This is a genomic window from Pseudomonas sp. SK, assembly GCF_012975065.1.
GTDB lineage: Bacteria > Pseudomonadota > Gammaproteobacteria > Pseudomonadales > Pseudomonadaceae > Aquipseudomonas > Aquipseudomonas anuradhapurensis.
This window is the reverse complement of record NZ_CP051857.1, coordinates 5,426,521-5,445,186: the sequence shown is the minus strand read 5'-3', so window position 1 is coordinate 5,445,186 and position 18,666 is coordinate 5,426,521. Positions and strand designations below refer to the sequence as shown.

The window sequence follows — 18,666 nt, the reverse complement described above, 5'->3', positions numbered from 1 at the left end:
TGGGAGCGGGCATGCCCGCGAAGCAGGCGACGCGGTTACTGGGCTACCGCGTTCTTGGCCAGAATGGCATTGGCCAGTTCCATGTCGGTGGCCTGCAGGCCCGGGTTCTCTGCGCGGGCCTGACGAATCGCCGCTTCCAGGAACGGCCCACGGATCGCACCCTCGCTGGCCACGAAGCTGCCAGCGTCATCCTGCGCCGCCATCACCAGCTTGTGGTCCCCCGAGGTCAGGTAGCTGGATGCCGTGGTAGCACCGGTGGTCATCACGTTACGCCAGAAGGTATCGGCCATGGCCGAGCCAATAGGCAGCGAAAGCAAGGCAGCGGCGGCGATGGCGGTTTTGAGACGCATGTTGAAACACCTCGAAAGGGGTGGCGGTTGAAGATGCGCGGTTGGATTGGCGGTAAAGAGGTAAGTTCCTTGAATACAAGGCGTTTTTACCTATGAACAGACCCGTAGCACTTCCTCCTGTCGGGTCTGCCCGCTGGCCACCTTGGCCTCCCCGCAAGCGCGCAGGTCGAGCAGGCCATCGGCCTTTGCCTGGCGCCGCAGGCTGGCCAGATCGCTACCTGGGCCTATCTGTGCACGTAGGCTGTCGCTGGGTACCAGCAGCTCGAACAAGCCGGTGCGGCCGTGGAACCCGGTACCCCGGCAGGTGCGGCACGGCTGGCTGCCGGGTGCGGCCACTGTGCCGCGGCAATCGGCGCACTGCGTACGCACCAGGCGCTGGGCCATGACGCCGACCAGCGTTGCCTTGATTAGGTAGTCGGCCACGCCCAGCTCTTGCAGGCGGGTGATTGCACTGCAGGCGTCGTTGGTATGCAGGGTGGACAGCACCAGGTGGCCGGTCAGCGCCGCCTGTACCGCCACCAGGGCCGTTTCGCGGTCGCGAATTTCGCCGATCATGATGATATCCGGGTCCTGGCGCAGCAGGGCCCGTACACCGTTGGCAAAGCCCAGGTCCAGGGCGGGCTGCACCTGCAACTGGTTGAAGGCAGGCTCCAGGCGTTCGATTGGGTCCTCGATGGTGCACAGGTTGACTTGTGGCGTGGCCAGCAGCTTGAGGCTGGCGTATAGCGTGCTGGTCTTGCCGGAACCGGTCGGGCCGGTGACCAGGATAATCCCCTGACGCTGCTGCAGCAGGCGTTGCCATTGCGTCAGTTGCGACCCTTCCAGGCCGAGGCGATCGAAGCCCTCCTGCAGCTGTTGCGGGTCGAACAGGCGTAGCACCAGTTTCTCGCCGAACGGGGTCGGCAGGGTCGACAGCCGCAGCTCCACCTCGGCGCCGCCAGGCAGGCAGCTTTGCAGGCGGCCATCCTGCGGCCGGCGTTTTTCCGCAACGTCCATGCGTGCCAGATGTTTCAGGCGGCTGACCAGCGCCAGGGTGACCCCGGCCGGGAACGCATATACGCAGTGCAGCAGACCGTCGATGCGGTAGCGCAGCTGGCCCTGGTCGCGGCGGGGCTCCAGGTGGATGTCGCTGGCGCGTTGTTCGATGGCGTACTGCAGCAGCCAGTCGACGATATGCACGATGTGGGCGTCGTCGGCGCTGGCCTCGGCCTGGCGCTTGCCCAGTTCCAGCAACTGTTCGAGTTCACCGAGGCTGGCCGACTGCTGGCTTTGCGCGCCCTTTACCGACTGAGCCAAGCGGTGCAAGGACTGCCCTGCCTGACGAATTTGCAGCGGGCTGGCCAGCACGCGACGTATCGGTCGGCCCAGGCTGCGGGCCAGGTCCGCGTACCAGTCGTCCTGGTACGGCTGGGCGCTGGCGACTGTGACACCGGTGTCGTCGGCGGCGATGATGAGGATGCCATGGCGCTGGGCGAAGGCAGGGGAGATCAGGCCGCTGATCTGCGTCAGGTCGAGTTGCATCGGGTCGATGCGCAGATAGGGTTGGCCGACCTTGTGCGCCAGCCATCGGCAAAGGCCGTCCAGGTCCAGGGCCTGGCCAGGGTGCTGGCGGTCCTCCAGGGTGCAGGCAGCGATTTGCTCCAGCGGGTGGCTGATGGGATGGCTGGCGGCGTGTTCGAGTACTCGCAGGGTGTCGTTGGCGTGCAGATGCTGGTCGGCGAGCAGGGCCTGGAGCACGCGCCTGAGGTCGAGTGCCGGGTTGTCGGGGGTGTGCATGGGGGGCGTCCGTGCCTGATGAGGAAGTGCTGATCAAGGCTAGCCGGGCAGCGGAAGGTTATCGGGAGCGAAAGGTTTCGGGATTTTGCTGTGCCTGTCCTGGCCCTGCCGCCGGCAAGCCGGCTCCCGCAGCTACAGCGCGATGTTCGAGCCTGCGGTGATCTTTTGGGCGCTGGCCTGCCGGCAATAGGGCGGGTAACTGCTCACCCAATCGCCAGTTCCAGCCGCTGCAGGTTGGTCAGGCTCACCTCGCCCACGCACACCAGGTTGCGCAGCTTCTGCGCGATCACCTCGGCCCGGTGCCAGCTCAGGCCACCGATGCCGACCTCGATATCCAGCCAGTCATCCTGCTGGCTGACCTGCACGCTGTGCGGGGTCAGGAATTGCAGGGCAAACAGGTTGAGGACCCGGCACAGGCTGTCAGGCTCGGCTTCGGCCTGCAGGCGGTAGTGCACGGTGCTATGGGCGTTGGTGGCGGCCCAGGCGTCGGTACGGGGTTGTGCGTTCATGCTGGTCTCCGCAGATGTGGGAGAAATTCTTGCACGTTGGCAGGGGTATTTTTTCGCTATGATTCAGGCGTTTCCCTGTAATAGCGAATAGAAATGTTCGTGATATGACGTTTTGGAGAATAGTCAATGCACAGCGAGCTGGACGCCTACGACCGCCGTATCCTCGAACTCTTGCAGGAGGACGCTTCGCTCTCCAGCGCGCAGATCGCCGAACGCGTGGGGCTGTCGCAATCGCCGTGCTGGCGACGCATCCAACGCTTGAGGGAGGAGGGGGTGATCCGTGGGCAGGTGACGCTGCTGGACCGCAAGAAGGTCGGCTTGAATACGCAGATCTTCGCCGAAGTGAAACTGAATGCTCATGGCCGCTCCAACTTCACCGAGTTCACCGAGGCGATCCGCGGGTTTCCGGAGGTGCTGGAGTGTTATGTGCTGATGGGCTCGGTGGACTTTCTGCTGCGGATCGTCACGTCGGATATCGAGGCTTATGAGCGGTTCTTCTTCGAAAAGCTATCGAACGTGCCAGGGATTCAGGAGGTGAACTCAATCGTGGCGCTGTCGGAGATCAAGTCCACCACCAGCCTGCCTCTGTCGCGGTGAAGCAGCTTCAAGCCCGTTGACGCTATCCCCTGTAGGAGCGGCCTTGCGTCGCGAAAGGGCCGCGAAGCGGCCCCGGCGATATCAGCAGCGTGGGGGCGCTTCGCGACGCAAGGCCGCTCCTACAAAGGCAACATGAGCCTTCAGAGGGGCTCACGCCTTGAGCAAGTGCTTCCAGCCGCGGCTCTGATCAACAACCCTTGCCTGTTCCACACGTGCTTCCAGCACCTCGTCGCTGATCGGCTGCTCGGCCAGCTCGTGCAGCTTCTTCAGGTCGCCGTACAGGCGGTCCATCTGTGGTGCCTCCAGCACCTGGCGGGCATGGTGCAGCCAGGCCAGCAGCTGCTCGATACGTGGCAATTGCTCGGCCAGGTCTTCCGGGCGCTGGGTGTACAGCGGCAGCTTCAACGCACGGCCCTCTTCGCCTAGCAGGTGTGCCAGCCAGCTGGCCAGTTGCGCCTTGCCCTGGCGCTCGCCACGGCCCTTGCGCTCCACGGTCCAGGCACGCGCCAGCAGCCAGCGCGAGGTTTCCAGCGAGAACTGGCCCCAGCGCACGTCCTCCAGCTCTTCGGCGAACTGTTCGGGGGCGGCACGGCGAATGTCTTCGTCATCGTTGCCAGCCTGCACCAGCGGGCGCCAGTCTTCCAGCAGCGCGTCGAGGCTGCTGCGCAGCTCGCGGGTGGTAGCGCGTGGGGCGGCCTGGCCCAGGCTGGCGGTAAGGGCACGCAGCTCACTCAGGCACTCGACCCAGTCCTGCAGCAGGCGCCAGTGACCATTGTGGCGGTACTGCTCGGCCAGGCGCTGGCTGCTGCCCAGCAGTTGCCAGGCCAGTGCCGCATAGGCATCGTCGACAGCAGTTTCGGCTTCCAGCTCGGCGTGTGGCAGGCCCAGCTCGTAGCTGTCCGGCTCCAGCAGGCGGTAGCCGCGCTCGGCCTTGCTGATGTCGCAGGGCATCAGCGGCAGGCTGGCGGCCAGCTCGGCAGCCAGTTCCAGCAGGGCCTGGGGCTCACCTTCGCGCAGCTCCAGTTCCAGCTCGCAGATCTCTTCCTTGCGCTTGCCGGCGATCACGAAGCCTTGGTCCAGCGCCGCCTCGATCACCACCTTGCTCTTGCCGCGGCCCCAGGCGATTTCGGCGTATTCACGGCTGAAGTCGGTGGTGAACAGCGGTTTGATGGTTTTCTTGTCGAGGTTGGCCAGTTGCTCGGGCCAGCAGGTGGCGTCAAGCTTTTTCAGGTCGAGCTTGACCTTGTCCAGCGGCCATTCGTATTCATTGCGCTCGGACAGGCCGGCGACGCTCTGGCCGCGGCACTTGAGGGTCTGGATGATGGCCTCGCCGTCGCGGCGCAGGCGCAGGGCGACACGGGCGGCGGAAAGCTCGCGCTCGGGCGTGTCGAAGTACTGGTTGAGCAGTTCGCGGGTCTGCCAGCCGGACTTGTTGCGCTTTTTCAGCAGAGGGTGCTCGCGCAGGGCGGCAAGGGTCTCGCGGCTGGCGCGGAGCTTGAGTTCGGTTTCTTTGTGCATCACAGGCTCGAAGGAGGGGCGTGGTTGGCGGAGAGTCTACAGTAGTCGGCCGTCAACGGTTTATTCCAGACAGCGGATAGTCCTATGATGGGGCACGTTTCCGAGGAGTACGGGCATGCCGTTGCCAACGTTGAAAGACCAGTTCGCCGCCTTGATTGCCGCGCCCTCGGTCAGTTGCACCCAGCCCGCACTGGACCAGTCCAACCGCCAGGTCATCGACCTGCTGGCCGGCTGGCTGGGCGACCTTGGCTTCACCTGTGACATCCGTCAGGTGAGCCCCGGCAAGTTCAACCTGCTGGCCAGCCGTGGCAGTGGCCCAGGCGGCCTGGTGCTGGCCGGGCACAGCGACACCGTGCCGTATGACGACCAGCTATGGGCCAGCGACCCACTGAAGCTGACCGAAGTGGATGGCCGCTGGGTCGGCCTGGGCAGCTGCGACATGAAGGGCTTCTTCGCCCTGGTCATCGAAGCGGTCATCCCGCTGCTGGAGCATGACTTCAAGCAGCCGCTGCTGATCCTGGCCACCTGTGATGAAGAAAGCTCGATGTCCGGGGCCCGCGCCCTGGCCGAAGCCGGCCAGCCGCTCGGCCGGGCGGCGGTGATCGGTGAGCCGACCGGCCTGCGGCCGATCCGCATGCACAAGGGCATCCTCATGGACCGCATCGATATCCTGGGGCGTAGCGGTCATTCTTCGGACCCAAGCCTGGGCCGTAGCGCCATGGAGGCCATGCACGCGGTGATGGGCGAGTTGATGGGCCTGCGCCAGCAATGGCAGCAACGCTACCGCAACCCGCAATTCAGCGTGCCGACCCCGACCCTCAACTTCGGCTGTATCCATGGCGGCGACAACCCCAACCGCATCTGCGGCCAGTGCGCCCTGGAATTCGACCTGCGCCCGTTGCCGGGCATGGACGTGGAACAACTGCGCGCGGCCATCGGCGCCAAGCTGGCGCCCGTGGCAGAGCGCTTCGAGGTGCGCATCGACTATGCGCCGCTGTTCCCGGAGGTGCCGCCGTTCGAGCAGGCTGCCGATGCCGAACTGGTACAGGTAGCGGAGCGCCTCACCGGCCATCGCGCCGAAGCGGTGGCGTTCGGCACCGAAGCACCTTATCTTCAGCAACTGGGCTGCCAGACCATCGTGCTGGGCCCTGGCGACATCGCCTGTGCCCACCAGCCCGGCGAATACCTTGAAATGTCACGAATCGAGCCTACCGTGCGTCTATTGCGTGACCTGATCCGGCATTACTGCCTGAACTAAACGTCAACCGAGTTGATTCGTTCCTGCCTAGAGGAGACCGCGCGTGACCGCAAGCCTGTTCCGACGATGATCCTGAACGCCCCCTGTATCGCCGTTCTCCGTCCACTTATCCACAGGCCCTGTCATGCCCGACTACGTCAACTGGCTGCGTCATGCCTCCCCGTACATCAATGCCCATCGCGACTGCACCTTCGTGGTCATGCTTCCTGGCGATGGGGTGGAACACCCTAATTTCGGCAACATCGTCCACGACCTGGTGTTGCTGCACAGCCTCGGTGTGCGCCTGGTGCTGGTGCATGGCTCGCGCCCGCAAATCGAAAGCCGCCTGGCCGATCGTGGCCTGACCCCGCATTACCACCGTGGCCTGCGCATCACCGATGCCGCTACCCTGGATTGCGTGATCGATGCCGTCGGTGCCCTGCGCCTGGCCATCGAGGCGCGCCTGTCGATGGACATTGCCGCTTCGCCGATGCAGGGCTCGCGCCTGCGCGTGGCGTCCGGCAACCTGGTCACGGCGCGGCCGATCGGCGTGCTCGAAGGGGTGGACTACCACCACACCGGCGAAGTGCGCCGGGTCGACCGCAAGGGCATCAGCCGCCTGTTGGACGAGCGTTCCATCGTGCTGCTGTCGCCGTTGGGCTATTCGCCAACCGGGGAGATCTTCAACCTGGCCTGCGAAGACGTGGCCACCCGTGCCGCCATCGAACTGGGTGCCGACAAGCTGCTGCTGTTCGGCGCCGAGCCGGGCCTGCTGGACGAGGACGGCAAGCTGGTGCGCGAGCTGCGCCCACAGCAGGTTGCCCCGCATCTGCAGCGCCTGGGCAGCGATTACCAGGCCGAACTGCTGGATGCTGCCGCAGAAGCCTGCAAAGGCGGGGTGGCGCGCAGCCATATCGTCAGCTATGCCGAGGACGGTGCCCTGCTGACCGAGCTGTTTACCCGTGGCGGTGGCGGTACGCTGGTTTCGCAGGAGCAGTTCGAAGTGGTGCGCGAGGCGAGCATCGATGATGTCGGCGGCCTGCTGGAACTGATCAGCCCCCTGGAAGAGCAGGGCATCCTGGTGCGCCGTTCGCGCGAGGTGCTGGAGCGGGAGATCGAACAGTTCAGCGTGGTCGAGCGCGAAGGCATGATCATCGCCTGCGCGGCGTTGTACCCGATTGCCGATTCCGACGCCGGTGAGTTGGCGTGCCTGGCGGTGAACCCGGAGTATCGCCACGGCGGGCGCGGCGATGAGCTGCTGGCGCGAATCGAGGGCCGGGCGCGGCAGGCGGGGCTCAAGACCCTGTTCGTGCTGACTACGCGAACTGCGCACTGGTTCCGCGAGCGCGGGTTTGCGCCGAGTGGCGTGGAACGGCTGCCGGCGGCGCGGGCTTCGCTGTACAACTACCAGCGCAATTCGAAGATCTTCGAGAAGCCGCTGTAAGCCTGTATTGGCCTCTTCGCGGGCTCGCCCGCTCCCACAGGTTTCAAACCTTGTGATTACCCTGTGGGAGCGGGCAAGCCCGCGAAGCAGGCGACACCGATCTCAAACGAGAACGCCGCCCTTGGGGGCGGCGTTTTCGTTTACACGGTATGCAGGTACCAGTTGTACTCGAGGTCGGAAATCGAATGCTCGAATTCCTCCAGCTCGCTCTCCTTGCACGCGACGAAGATGTCGATGTACTTCGGATCGATGTACTTGTTGAGGATCTCGCTGTCGTCCAGCTCGCGCAGTGCATCGCGCAGGTTGTTCGGCAGGCTCTGCTCCAGCTGCTCGTACGAGTTGCCTTCGATCGGCTCACCCGGCTCGATCTGGTTGGTCAGGCCATGGTGCACGCCAGCCAGCACGGCAGCCATCATCAGGTACGGGTTGGCATCGGCACCGGCCACGCGGTGTTCGATACGTACGGCGTCCGGCGAGCCGGTCGGCACGCGCAGGGCCACGGTGCGGTTGTCCAGGCCCCAGCTTGGCGCGTTCGGTACATAGAACTGCGCACCAAAGCGACGGTACGAGTTGACGTTCGGGCAGAGGAACGCCATGGACGCGGGCAGGGTCTCGAGCACACCGCCGACAGCGTGACGTAGCGCGGCGTTCTGCTCGGGATCCTCGCTGGTGAAGATGTTGTTGCCATCTTTGTCCAGCACGGAAATATGTACATGCAGGCCGTTGCCTGCCTGGCCCGGGTAGGGCTTGGCCATGAAGGTGGTGTCCATTTCATGGTCGTAGGCGATGTTCTTGATCAACCGCTTCAGCAGTACGGCGTAGTCGCAGGCCTTGAGCGGGTCGGCAACGTGGTGCAGGTTGACTTCGAACTGCGCCGGGGCGCTTTCCTTGACGATGGCGTCGGCCGGGATGCCTTGTTCCTTGGCGCCTTCGAGGATGTCCTGCAGGCAGTCGGCATATTCGTCGAGGTCGTCGATCAGGTAGACCTGGGTCGACTGTGGGCGTTTACCCGAAATAGGCGAGCGCGGCGGCTGCGGGCGGCCGTTCACGTTCTCCTGGTCGATCAGGTAGAACTCCAGCTCGAACGCGGCACAGATGGTCAGGCCCATCTCGGTGAACTTGCTCACGACCTGGCGCAGTACTTCACGCGGATCGGCGAAGAACGGCTCGCCTTCGAGCTCGTGCATGGTCATCAGCAGCTGGGCGGTCGGGCGCTTCTGCCAGGGTTCGTTGGAGAGGGTGCCAGGGATCGGGTAGCAGATGCGGTCAGCATCGCCGATGTCCAGGCCAAGCCCGGTGCTCTCGACGGTGGAACCGTTGATGTCCAGGGCGAAGAGGGAGGCAGGCAGGTTGATGCCTTTCTCGTAAACCTTGTGGAGGCTGGTGCGCTCGATGCGCTTGCCACGCACCACACCATTCATATCTGCAATCAGAAGGTCAACGTAGAGAACCTCAGGATGTTCCTTAAGGAACGCGTTCGCTTCGTTAAGCTGAACGGCACGCGGGGGTACCGACATGATGCAACACCTTTGTTGTTAAAAATATCAATCAAGGGGGGCTTGCAGGTCCAGTCAATCGAAAACCCAAACTGATGTCAAGCCAACCCCATGATGCCCTGAAATGGCTCATCGACGGCAGATTTGCTGCATATCGGGGCAAGCCATTATCCGCTATTTACCGCATGAAGGGCTATCTCCGACGAGCCGTGTTTTATTTTTTACGGAGGTGTTGTGTAAAAAAATGAACAAGGCTAAGCTCGGTCTCAACCCAGAACACAATAATACGAGGGTCACATGGTCCGCTTGCCGCGACCTGAAAGCACTGCCTGCGCAGTGCTATCGGGTACCTCCGTCAATTTTGCAAGCTTCGTCAATGGCGTGGCCGCCATGGCCGCAATAATTGACGTTTGGCAGCCTCGGACTCGCCCTCGCAGCGGCTTGCCGCCCTTCGTTTCGTCTTCCTGCCCTTCGAACTCATTACGGATGCAGCTGTTTTCAGTGTATCCACTGTGGCTCTGCGCGGGGGTTTTTGCTTTAGCAATGTACTCCATCCAGAATCAATGCGCGGCCCACCTTACCTCCTGAGGTATTTATGAGTAACAACCTCGACCAGCTCACCGATTGGTTGAAAGAGCACAAGATCACCGAAGTCGAATGCATGATCAGCGACCTGACCGGCATCACGCGCGGCAAGATTTCACCCACCAACAAGTTCATCGCCGAAAAAGGCATGCGCCTGCCCGAGAGCGTGCTGCTGCAGACCGTGACCGGCGACTACGTCGACGACGACATCTATTACGAACTGCTCGACCCGGCGGACATCGACATGATCTGCCGCCCCGACGAGAAGGCTGTGTTCCTGGTGCCGTGGGCCATCGAGCCGACCGCGCAGGTTATCCACGACACCTACGACAAGAAGGGCAACCCGGTCGAGCTGTCGCCGCGCAACGTCCTGAAGAAAGTCCTCAAGCTCTACGCTGACAAGGGCTGGCAGCCGATTGTCGCGCCGGAGATGGAGTTCTACCTGACCAAGCGTAGCGAAGACCCGGACTTCCCCCTGCAGCCCCCGGTAGGCCGTTCGGGCCGCCCGGAAACCGGCCGCCAGTCGTTCTCGATCGAAGCCGCCAACGAATTCGACCCGCTGTTCGAAGACGTCTACGACTGGTGCGAACTGCAGCAGCTGGACCTGGACACGCTGATCCATGAAGACGGCACGGCGCAGATGGAGATCAACTTCCGTCACGGCGACGCCCTGCACCTGGCCGACCAGATCCTGGTGTTCAAGCGCACCATGCGCGAGGCCGCGCTCAAGCACAACGTGGCCGCCACCTTCATGGCCAAGCCCATGACCGGCGAGCCTGGCAGTGCCATGCACCTGCACCAGAGCGTGGTCGACCTGGCCACCGGCAAGAATATCTTCAGCAATGAAGATGGCAGCATGAGCGAGCTGTTCCTGCACTACATCGGTGGCTTGCAGAAATTCATCCCCGAGGCGTTGCCGCTGTTCGCGCCCAACGTCAACTCGTTCCGCCGCTTCCTGCCCGACACCTCGGCGCCGGTGAACGTGGAATGGGGCGAAGAGAACCGCACCGTCGGCCTGCGCGTGCCGGACGCCGGCCCACAGAGCCGCCGGGTCGAGAACCGCTTGCCAGGCGCCGACGCCAACCCCTACCTGGCGATTGCCGCCAGCCTGCTGTGTGGCTACATCGGCATGGTCGAAGGCATCGAGGCCAGTGCGCCGGTGCAGGGCCGTGGCTACGAGCGCCGCAACCTGCGCCTGCCGCTGACCATCGAGGACGCCCTGGAGCGCATGGAAAACAGCCGCGCGCTGGTGCAGTACCTGGGCAAGAAATTCATCACCGGCTACGTCGCCACCAAGCGCGCCGAGCACGAGAACTTCAAACGCGTCATCAGCTCCTGGGAGCGTGAGTTCCTGCTGTTCGCTGTCTGATCAACCCTGAGGCCGCCCGCGCGGCCGCCGGAAACTGGAGAGGCACATGAGCGTCAACAACCCGCAAACCCGTGAATGGCAAAACCTGAGCGGCGAGCACCACCTGGCACCCTTTTCTGACTACAAGCAGTTGAAGGAAAAGGGGCCGCGCATCATCACCAAGGCGCAAGGTGTGCATTTGTGGGATAGCGAGGGGCACAAGATTCTCGACGGCATGGCTGGCCTGTGGTGCGTGGCGGTGGGCTATGGCCGTGAGGAACTGGTGCAGGCGGCAGAAAAGCAGATGCGCGAGCTGCCGTACTACAACCTGTTCTTCCAGACCGCCCACCCGCCTGCGCTGGAGCTGGCCAAGGCGATCACCGACGTGGCGCCGGCAGGCATGACCCATGTGTTCTTCACCGGCTCCGGCTCCGAAGGCAACGACACCGTGCTGCGCATGGTCCGCCACTACTGGGCCCTGAAAGGCAAGCCGCAGAAGCAGACCATCATCGGCCGTATCAACGGCTATCACGGCTCCACCGTGGCCGGTGCCAGCCTGGGCGGCATGAGCGGCATGCACGAGCAGGGCGGCCTGCCGATTCCTGGCATCGTGCATATTCCGCAGCCGTACTGGTATGGCGAGGGCGGCGACATGACCCCGGACCAGTTCGGCGTGTGGGCGGCCGAGCAGCTGGAGAAGAAAATCCTCGAAGTTGGCGAAGACAACGTCGCTGCCTTCATCGCCGAGCCGATCCAGGGCGCCGGCGGCGTGATCATCCCGCCGGACAGCTACTGGCCGAAGGTGAAGGAGATCCTGGCCAAGTACGACATCCTGTTCGTCGCCGACGAAGTGATCTGCGGCTTCGGCCGTACCGGCGAGTGGTTCGGCTCCGACTACTACGACCTCAAGCCAGACCTGATGACCATCGCCAAGGGCCTGACCTCGGGTTACATCCCCATGGGCGGTGTGATCGTACGTGACAAGGTGGCCCAGGTATTGAGCGAAGGTGGCGACTTCAACCACGGTTTCACCTACTCCGGGCATCCGGTGGCGGCAGCGGTGGGCCTGGAAAACCTGCGCATCCTGCGCGACGAGCACATCGTCGAGAAGGCGCGCAGCGAAGCGGCACCGTATTTGCAAAAGCGTTTGCGTGAGCTGCAGGACCACCCGCTGGTGGGCGAAGTACGCGGCCTGGGCCTGCTCGGTGCGATCGAGCTGGTCAAGGACAAGGCGACCCGCAGCCGTTACGAAGGCAAGGGGGTAGGCATGATCTGCCGCACGTTCTGCTTTGAAAACGGCCTGATCATGCGTGCGGTAGGTGACACCATGATCATCGCGCCACCGCTGGTCATCAGCCACGCAGAGATCGATGAACTGGTGGAAAAGGCGCGCAAATGCCTCGACCTGACACTCGAAGCGATTCGCTAAGCGTTTGCTAGTCTAGCGGTGTGACATTAAGTGGTTACAAGGCCTTGCTTTCCTTGAAACAGAGCCTTGTAACTTGCCAGACTAGCGGTTGTTTCAGTCGCCGCGCGCTCTGCACCGTAGGTCCTGGCTACTGAACAGATGGCTAAATAAAAATTCCGGAGCATTACGCATGAATAAAATGGGCAAGACGTTGCTGGCCGCAGCCCTGATGGGCGCCATGGCCACCGCTGTTCAGGCTGAAGACAAGGTGTTGAACGTCTACAACTGGTCGGACTATATCGCGCCAGACACCATCGCCAAGTTCGAGAAGCAGACCGGTATCAAGGTCAAGTACGACGTGTTCGACAGCAACGAAACCCTCGAGGCCAAGCTGCTGGCGGGCAAGTCGGGTTACGACATCGTGGTGCCGTCCAACAACTTCCTGGCCAAGCAGATCAAGGCCGGCGTGTACGAGGAGCTGGACCGCTCCAAGCTGCCGAACTGGAAGAACCTCGACCCGGACCTGCTCAAGGCCGTTGGCGATGCCAGCGACAAGGACAACAAGCATGCCTTCCCATACATGTGGGGTTCGATCGGCATCGGCTACAACCCGGAGAAGGTCAAGGCCGCGCTGGGCGTGGACAAGATCGATTCGTGGGATGCGGTGTTCAAGCCTGAGAACATCGCCAAGCTCAAGAGCTGCGGCGTGAGCTTCCTCGACGCACCGACCGAAATGCTCCCGGCTGCGCTGCACTACCTGGGCAAGCCGACCGACAGCACCAAGAAGGAAGACCTGAAGGCCGCCGAGGAACTGTTCCTCAAGATTCGTCCTTCGATCACCTATTTCCACTCGTCCAAGTACATTGGCGACATGGCCAACGGCAACATCTGCGTAGCCGTCGGTTACTCGGGTGACCTGGAACAGTCCAAGGCCCGTGCTCACGAGGCCGGCGACAAGGTCAAGGTTGAGTACGTGATTCCGAAAGAGGGTGCCGGTACCTTCTACGACATGGTCGCCATCCCCAAGGATGCCGAGCACAAGGACGCTGCCTACCAGTTCATGAATTTCCTGATGCAGCCGGAAATCATGGCTGAAATCACCAACGCCGTGCGCTTCCCGAACGGCAACCAGGCGGCTACCCAGTTCGTCGACAAGGAAATCACCAGCGACCCAAGCATCTATCCGCCAGCTGAAGTGAAGAAGCAGCTGTATGCCATCGCTGCTCCTGAAGCCAAGGCCCAGCGTGACATCACCCGTAGCTGGACCAAGATCAAGTCGGGCAAGTAAGCCCGATGCAGCACCTCTGGGCCGGGATACCCGGCCCAGAGCCAGTGAAAGGCAATTGATGATTGCGGCATCGAAGCTGCGAAGGTAAGTTGCGCGCCGGTTTTGCGTGTGCGGCAGCATTGTCGCTACCCAGGCACTGATTGTGAGGAGCACCCACTTGTCCATTTCTGTATTCCGCAAGGCCTTGATGGCTGGTGCGGGCCTGACGCTGGCATGCAGCGTCCAAGCGGCGCCTACGGTGCACTTCTACAACTGGTCCGACTATATCGGCCCGACCACACTCGCGGACTTCGAGAAAACGACGGGCATCAAGCCCGTGCAGGACGTGTTCGATTCCAACGAAACCCTGGAAGGCAAACTGCTGGCCGGCAACACCGGCTATGACGTGGTGGTGCCATCCAACCATTTCCTCGGCAAGCAGATCAAGGCGGGCGCGTTCCAGAAGCTCGACAAGAGCCTGCTGCCCAATTACGCCAACCTCGACCCGGCGTTGATGAAGCGCCTGGAAAAGAACGACCCGGGCAATCAATACGCGGTGCCATACCTGTGGGGCACCAACGGCATCGGTTACAACGTCGACAAGGTGAAGGCCGCGCTGGGCGTGGACACCATCGACTCCTGGGCGGTGCTGTTCGAGCCCGAGAACATGAAGAAGCTCGCCAAGTGCGGCGTGGCGTTCCTCGACTCGGCTGACGAAATGTTGCCGGCGGTGCTCAACTACATGGGGCTGGACCCCAACAGCAGCAACGCCAAGGACTACCAGGCCGCCGAGAAGAAACTGCTGGCGGTACGCCCGTACGTGACCTACTTCCACTCGTCCAAGTACATCACCGACCTGGCCAATGGCGATATCTGCGTCGCGGCGGGGTTCTCGGGCGATGTGTTCCAGGCCAGGACCCGCGCCGAAGAAGCGAAGAAGGGTGTGCACCTGGCCTACGCCATTCCCAAGGAAGGCGGCAACCTCTGGTTCGACGTGCTGGCGATTCCCAAGGACGCCAGGAATGTCAAAGAGGCGCATGCCTTCATCAACTATTTGCTGAAGCCTGAGGTTATCGCCCAGGTCAGTGATTACGTCGGTTACGCCAACCCGAACCCCAAGGCTGGCGACCTGATGGACCAGGCCGTGAGGACTGACGCCGCGGTTTACCCACCGCAGGAAGTGCTGGACAAGATGTTCGTGAATGCAGAGTTGCCACCCAAGGTGCAACGGCTGATGACCCGCAGCTGGACCAAGGTCAAGTCGGGCAAGTAAATATCCAGGCCCGTGGCGGCACCTGCAGAGCAGGCCACGCGGGCACAAAAATCTTGTTGGGAGTTTCACTCATGGCAGTTGCCTCCGGTGCCTATAAAAAAGCCCTCGAGGGTGGCCAGCAACCCAAGCAGGTGCTGGTCAAGATCGACCGGGTCACGAAAAAATTCGACGAAACGGTAGCCGTGGACGATGTGTCCCTGGAAATCCGCAAGGGTGAGATTTTCGCCCTGCTGGGTGGCTCCGGTTCCGGCAAGTCGACCTTGCTGCGCATGCTGGCCGGCTTCGAGCGCCCGACCGAAGGGCGGATTTTCCTCGATGGCGTCGACATCACCGACATGCCGCCCTACGAGCGGCCGATCAACATGATGTTCCAGTCCTACGCGCTGTTCCCGCACATGACCGTGGCGCAGAACATCGCCTTCGGCCTGCAGCAGGACAAGATGCCCAAGGCCGAGATCGACGCCCGCGTGGCCGAGATGCTCAAGCTGGTGCACATGACCCAGTATGCCAAGCGCAAGCCGCACCAGTTGTCTGGTGGCCAGCGCCAGCGCGTGGCCCTGGCCCGCTCGCTGGCCAAGCGCCCCAAGCTGCTGCTGCTCGACGAGCCAATGGGCGCATTGGACAAGAAGCTGCGTTCGCAGATGCAACTGGAACTGGTGGAAATCATCGAGCGCGTAGGCGTGACCTGCGTGATGGTGACCCACGACCAGGAAGAGGCCATGACCATGGCCCAGCGCATCGCCATCATGCACCTGGGCTGGATCGCCCAGATCGGTTCGCCGGTGGACATCTACGAGACCCCCACCAGCCGCCTGGTGTGCGAGTTCATCGGCAGCGTCAACCTGTTCGACGGTGAAGTGCTCGACGATGCCGAGGGCCACGCGATCATTGCCAGCCCCGAGCTTGAGCGCAAGATCTACGTTGGCCATGGCATCACCACCTCGGTGGAAGACAAGCACATCACCTACGCCTTGCGCCCGGAAAAAATGCTGGTCACCACCCAGCAACCGACCTGCGAGCACAACTGGTCGCGCGGCAAGGTCCACGACATCGCCTACCTTGGTGGCCACTCGGTGTTCTACGTCGAGCTGCCGAGCGGCAAGATCGTCCAGTCGTTCGTGGCCAACACCGAGCGCCAGGGCACCCGGCCGACCTGGGGCGATGAAGTGTACGTGTGGTGGGAAGACGACAGCGGCGTGGTACTGCGGTCATGAAACCTCGCAAGCTCAAGCGAGCCTTCCAGCGCATCATCCCGGAGGGGCGGCACCTGGTGATCGGCGTGCCGTTCATCTGGCTGTTCCTGTTCTTCATGCTGCCGTTCTTCATCGTGCTGAAGATCAGCTTCGCCGAAGCCGACGTGGCGATCCCGCCCTACACCGAGATCTACAGCTACGTCGAGGACAAGGTCCAGCTCGTGCTCAACCTGGCCAACTATGGCCTGCTGACCGAAGACGAGCTGTACATTTCGGCCTACCTGGGTTCGCTGAAGATGGCCTTCTTCAGCACCCTGCTGTGCCTGTTGATCGGCTACCCGATGGCCTATGCCATTGCCAATGCCAAAAAGGAAACCCAGACGGTCCTGCTGTTGCTGATCATGATGCCGACCTGGACTGCGATCCTGATCCGCGTCTACGCCTGGATGGGCATCCTCAGCAACAACGGCCTGCTCAACGGCTTCCTGCTGTGGATCGGGTTGATCGACCAGCCGCTGCAAATCCTCAACACCAACCTGGCGGTGTATATCGGTGTGGTCTACTCGTACCTGCCGTTCATGATCCTGCCGCTGTTCGCCAACCTGGTGAAGCACGACCCGAGCTTGCTCGAAGCCGCTTCCGACCTGGGTTCGAGCACCTTCAACAGCTTCTGGAAGATCACCGTGCCGTTGTCGAAGAACGGCATCATCGCCGGTTGCATGCTGGTGTTCATCCCGGTGGTGGGTGAGTTCGTGATTCCGGAACTGCTTGGCGGCCCGGAAACCCTGATGATCGGCAAGGTGCTGTGGCAGGAATTCTTCAACAACCGTGACTGGCCGGTGGCGTCCGCGCTGGCGGTGGTGATGCTGGCGATCCTGATCGTGCCGATCCTGCTGTTCAACCGCAGCCAGGCCAAAGAAATGGAGGGCAGGGCATGAAGCGCTTCAGTTTCTCCAAGCTGATGCTGGTGCTCGGCTTGCTGTTCATCTACCTGCCGATGCTGATCCTGGTGATCTACTCGTTCAACGCCTCCAAGCTGGTAACTGTGTGGGGCGGCTGGTCGGTGAAGTGGTACGTCGGCCTGCTCGACAATACCCAGCTGATGGGTTCGGTGATGCGCTCGCTGGAAATCGCCTGCTACACGGCGGTGGCGGCGGTGGCACTGGGTACCCTGGCGGCATTCGTGCTGACCCGGGTCACCCGCTTCAAGGGCCGCACGTTGTTCGGCGGCCTGGTCACCGCACCGCTGGTGATGCCCGAGGTGATCACCGGCCTGTCGCTGTTGCTGTTGTTCGTGGCCATGGCGCAGATGATCGGCTGGCCGCAGGAGCGGGGCATCGTCACCATCTGGATCGCCCACACCACGTTCTGTGCGGCGTATGTGGCGGTAGTGGTGTCGGCACGCCTGCGTGAGCTGGACCTGTCGATCGAAGAAGCGGCGATGGACCTGGGTGCCAAGCCGTGGAAGGTGTTCTTCCTGATCACCATCCCGATGATCGCGCCGTCGTTGGCGGCGGGCGGCATGATGTCGTTCGCGCTGTCGCTGGATGACCTGGTCCTGGCCAGCTTCGTCTCCGGCCCGGGTTCGACCACCTTGCCGATGGAAGTATTCTCGGCGGTGCGCCTGGGTGTGAAACCGGAAATCAACGCCGTGGCCAGCCTGATCCTGCTATCGGTGTCGCTGGTGACCTTCCTGGTCTGGTACTTCAGCCGCCAGGCCGAAGAGCGTCGCCGCAAGGCGATTCAGCAGGCCATCGAGGAGGGTGCGGCAGCCAACGCTTCGCAGCCGCAGGTCAAGCGGCCGACGCAGGTGGCTGCTTCGGCCTGATCCGGCCTCTACGCGGGCTTGCCCGCTCCCTCAGGGACATCACAGCCTTAAGGTCAATGGTGATCCCTGTGGGAGCGGGTTTACCCGCGAAGGCCGCAGCACCTATTCAAAGCCAGGCTGCATCCCAATGTGGATAGTCCCTGACGCTTCTGACCAAGCCGGCTCGCAAGGGGTTGGCAATAATGTATCTGGCAACATGCACCGTGCTCTCCTCCCGCCGCAGTGCACGGTCCTGATATCCAGGCTGCCACACCGGATCATGCTCAACCCCCGCCTGATGCAAAACCAGACTGGACCTGGATTTGAACCTGCGCATCAAAGTGCCTAGCGTCGTGCCTTTCAATTCGATTAACCAATGCAGATGGTCGGGCATCAGCACCCAGGCCAGAGACCGGCATGCGTATTCCTGGTCAGATTTCCGAAGTTGGTGAATGACCAGCCGGGCATGGTGGAAATCATGGAACAGCGGCTTGCGCTGGTGGGTGACGGTGGTCAGCAGATAGAGCCGGCCAAGTTCTGAATAGCGACCGCGGCGAAGCAGGTGAGACTGAGCTCGCGACATTGGCTTCTTCCTTGAAAAGCAGATGGCTTTTCAAAGGTAGTGGCTGAGATGCAGGTGCTGTGTAGATGATGGTTTCTGGATATGGCAGAGATTTGTGGATGGCAGTACCGGCCCTTTCGCGGGTGAACCCGCTCCCACACGGTCATGTGCAGCCTCAGGGTTTGCGCAATCCCTGTGGGAGCGGGTTTACCCGCGAAGAGGCCCGCACAGGCGCTGAAAATGCCGAACTGATCCTCGTCAGTGCTGTTTATCGAACCCTGAACTACGCTGACAGT

16 protein-coding genes are annotated in these 18,666 nt (G+C 62.4%); 10 read left to right on the top strand and 6 right to left on the bottom strand.

All coding sequences use genetic code 11. The annotated features are described in order from the left end of the window. Nucleotides 1-35 precede the first annotated feature (35 nt). From HG549_RS24785 to HG549_RS24775, 3 genes are all read right to left on the bottom strand, one after another. On the bottom strand, nucleotides 36-350 hold the full coding sequence (locus HG549_RS24785; RefSeq protein ID WP_170033627.1) for a DUF2388 domain-containing protein: 315 nt from the start codon (nucleotides 348-350) through the stop codon (nucleotides 36-38). Between the two features lie 90 nt (nucleotides 351-440). Next, entirely contained in the window at nucleotides 441-2,126 is a 1,686-nt protein-coding gene (locus HG549_RS24780; protein WP_170033625.1) for a GspE/PulE family protein, read from the bottom strand. Nucleotides 2,127-2,329: 203 nt separating this feature from the next. Continuing rightward, entirely contained in the window at nucleotides 2,330-2,635 is a 306-nt protein-coding gene (locus HG549_RS24775; protein WP_170033623.1) for a hypothetical protein, read from the bottom strand. A 126-nt stretch (nucleotides 2,636-2,761) separates the two neighbouring features. On the opposite strand from HG549_RS24775, the gene HG549_RS24770 reads away from it, so the two are divergent. Further along, nucleotides 2,762-3,232 carry an Lrp/AsnC family transcriptional regulator gene (locus HG549_RS24770; RefSeq protein ID WP_170033621.1) on the top strand — a complete coding sequence of 157 codons (471 nt, stop codon included), beginning with the start codon at nucleotides 2,762-2,764 and terminating at the stop codon, nucleotides 3,230-3,232. A 150-nt stretch (nucleotides 3,233-3,382) separates the two neighbouring features. Here HG549_RS24770 and HG549_RS24765 read toward each other — a convergent pair whose 3' ends face one another. After that, entirely contained in the window at nucleotides 3,383-4,750 is a 1,368-nt protein-coding gene (locus tag HG549_RS24765; RefSeq protein ID WP_170033619.1) for a CYTH domain-containing protein, read from the bottom strand. A 115-nt stretch (nucleotides 4,751-4,865) separates the two neighbouring features. Between HG549_RS24765 and argE the strand changes: the two genes are divergently transcribed. After that, nucleotides 4,866-6,008: an acetylornithine deacetylase gene (gene argE, locus HG549_RS24760; protein ID WP_170033617.1), complete on the top strand. Its 1,143-nt coding sequence runs from the start codon at nucleotides 4,866-4,868 to the stop codon at nucleotides 6,006-6,008. 124 nt (nucleotides 6,009-6,132) lie between these two features. Next, on the top strand, nucleotides 6,133-7,431 hold the full coding sequence (gene argA / locus HG549_RS24755) for an amino-acid N-acetyltransferase (RefSeq protein WP_170033615.1): 1,299 nt from the start codon (nucleotides 6,133-6,135) through the stop codon (nucleotides 7,429-7,431). A 140-nt stretch (nucleotides 7,432-7,571) separates the two neighbouring features. Here argA and HG549_RS24750 read toward each other — a convergent pair whose 3' ends face one another. Next, nucleotides 7,572-8,948: a glutamine synthetase family protein gene (locus HG549_RS24750; RefSeq protein WP_084856533.1), complete on the bottom strand. Its 1,377-nt coding sequence runs from the start codon at nucleotides 8,946-8,948 to the stop codon at nucleotides 7,572-7,574. 574 nt (nucleotides 8,949-9,522) lie between these two features. Between HG549_RS24750 and HG549_RS24745 the strand changes: the two genes are divergently transcribed. The 7 genes from HG549_RS24745 (at nucleotide 9,523) to HG549_RS24715 (ending at nucleotide 17,829) form a co-directional block, all read left to right on the top strand. Next, a complete protein-coding gene (locus tag HG549_RS24745) occupies nucleotides 9,523-10,881 on the top strand; it encodes a glutamine synthetase family protein (protein ID WP_170033613.1) in 1,359 nt (452 codons plus the stop codon). Nucleotides 10,882-10,927: 46 nt separating this feature from the next. Continuing rightward, on the top strand, nucleotides 10,928-12,289 hold the full coding sequence (locus HG549_RS24740) for an aspartate aminotransferase family protein (RefSeq protein WP_170033611.1): 1,362 nt from the start codon (nucleotides 10,928-10,930) through the stop codon (nucleotides 12,287-12,289). A 169-nt stretch (nucleotides 12,290-12,458) separates the two neighbouring features. Next, nucleotides 12,459-13,556 (top strand): polyamine ABC transporter substrate-binding protein, encoded by a 1,098-nt coding sequence (locus HG549_RS24735; protein ID WP_170033609.1) that lies wholly within the window; start codon nucleotides 12,459-12,461, stop codon nucleotides 13,554-13,556. A 157-nt stretch (nucleotides 13,557-13,713) separates the two neighbouring features. Beyond that, nucleotides 13,714-14,808, top strand: a complete 1,095-nt coding sequence (locus HG549_RS24730; protein ID WP_170033607.1) for a polyamine ABC transporter substrate-binding protein — start codon at nucleotides 13,714-13,716, stop codon at nucleotides 14,806-14,808. A 71-nt stretch (nucleotides 14,809-14,879) separates the two neighbouring features. Beyond that, nucleotides 14,880-16,022: a polyamine ABC transporter ATP-binding protein gene (gene potA / locus HG549_RS24725; RefSeq protein ID WP_170033605.1), complete on the top strand. Its 1,143-nt coding sequence runs from the start codon at nucleotides 14,880-14,882 to the stop codon at nucleotides 16,020-16,022. A gap of 35 nt (nucleotides 16,023-16,057) precedes the next feature. Further along, a complete protein-coding gene (locus HG549_RS24720) occupies nucleotides 16,058-16,939 on the top strand; it encodes an ABC transporter permease subunit (protein ID WP_170034338.1) in 882 nt (293 codons plus the stop codon). After that, nucleotides 16,936-17,829 carry an ABC transporter permease subunit gene (locus HG549_RS24715; protein WP_170033603.1) on the top strand — a complete coding sequence of 298 codons (894 nt, stop codon included), beginning with the start codon at nucleotides 16,936-16,938 and terminating at the stop codon, nucleotides 17,827-17,829. The genes HG549_RS24720 and HG549_RS24715 overlap by 4 nt, the downstream gene beginning before the upstream one ends. A 106-nt stretch (nucleotides 17,830-17,935) precedes the next feature. Here HG549_RS24715 and HG549_RS24710 read toward each other — a convergent pair whose 3' ends face one another. Further along, entirely contained in the window at nucleotides 17,936-18,391 is a 456-nt protein-coding gene (locus tag HG549_RS24710; protein WP_170033601.1) for a transposase, read from the bottom strand. Nucleotides 18,392-18,666 lie beyond the last annotated feature (275 nt).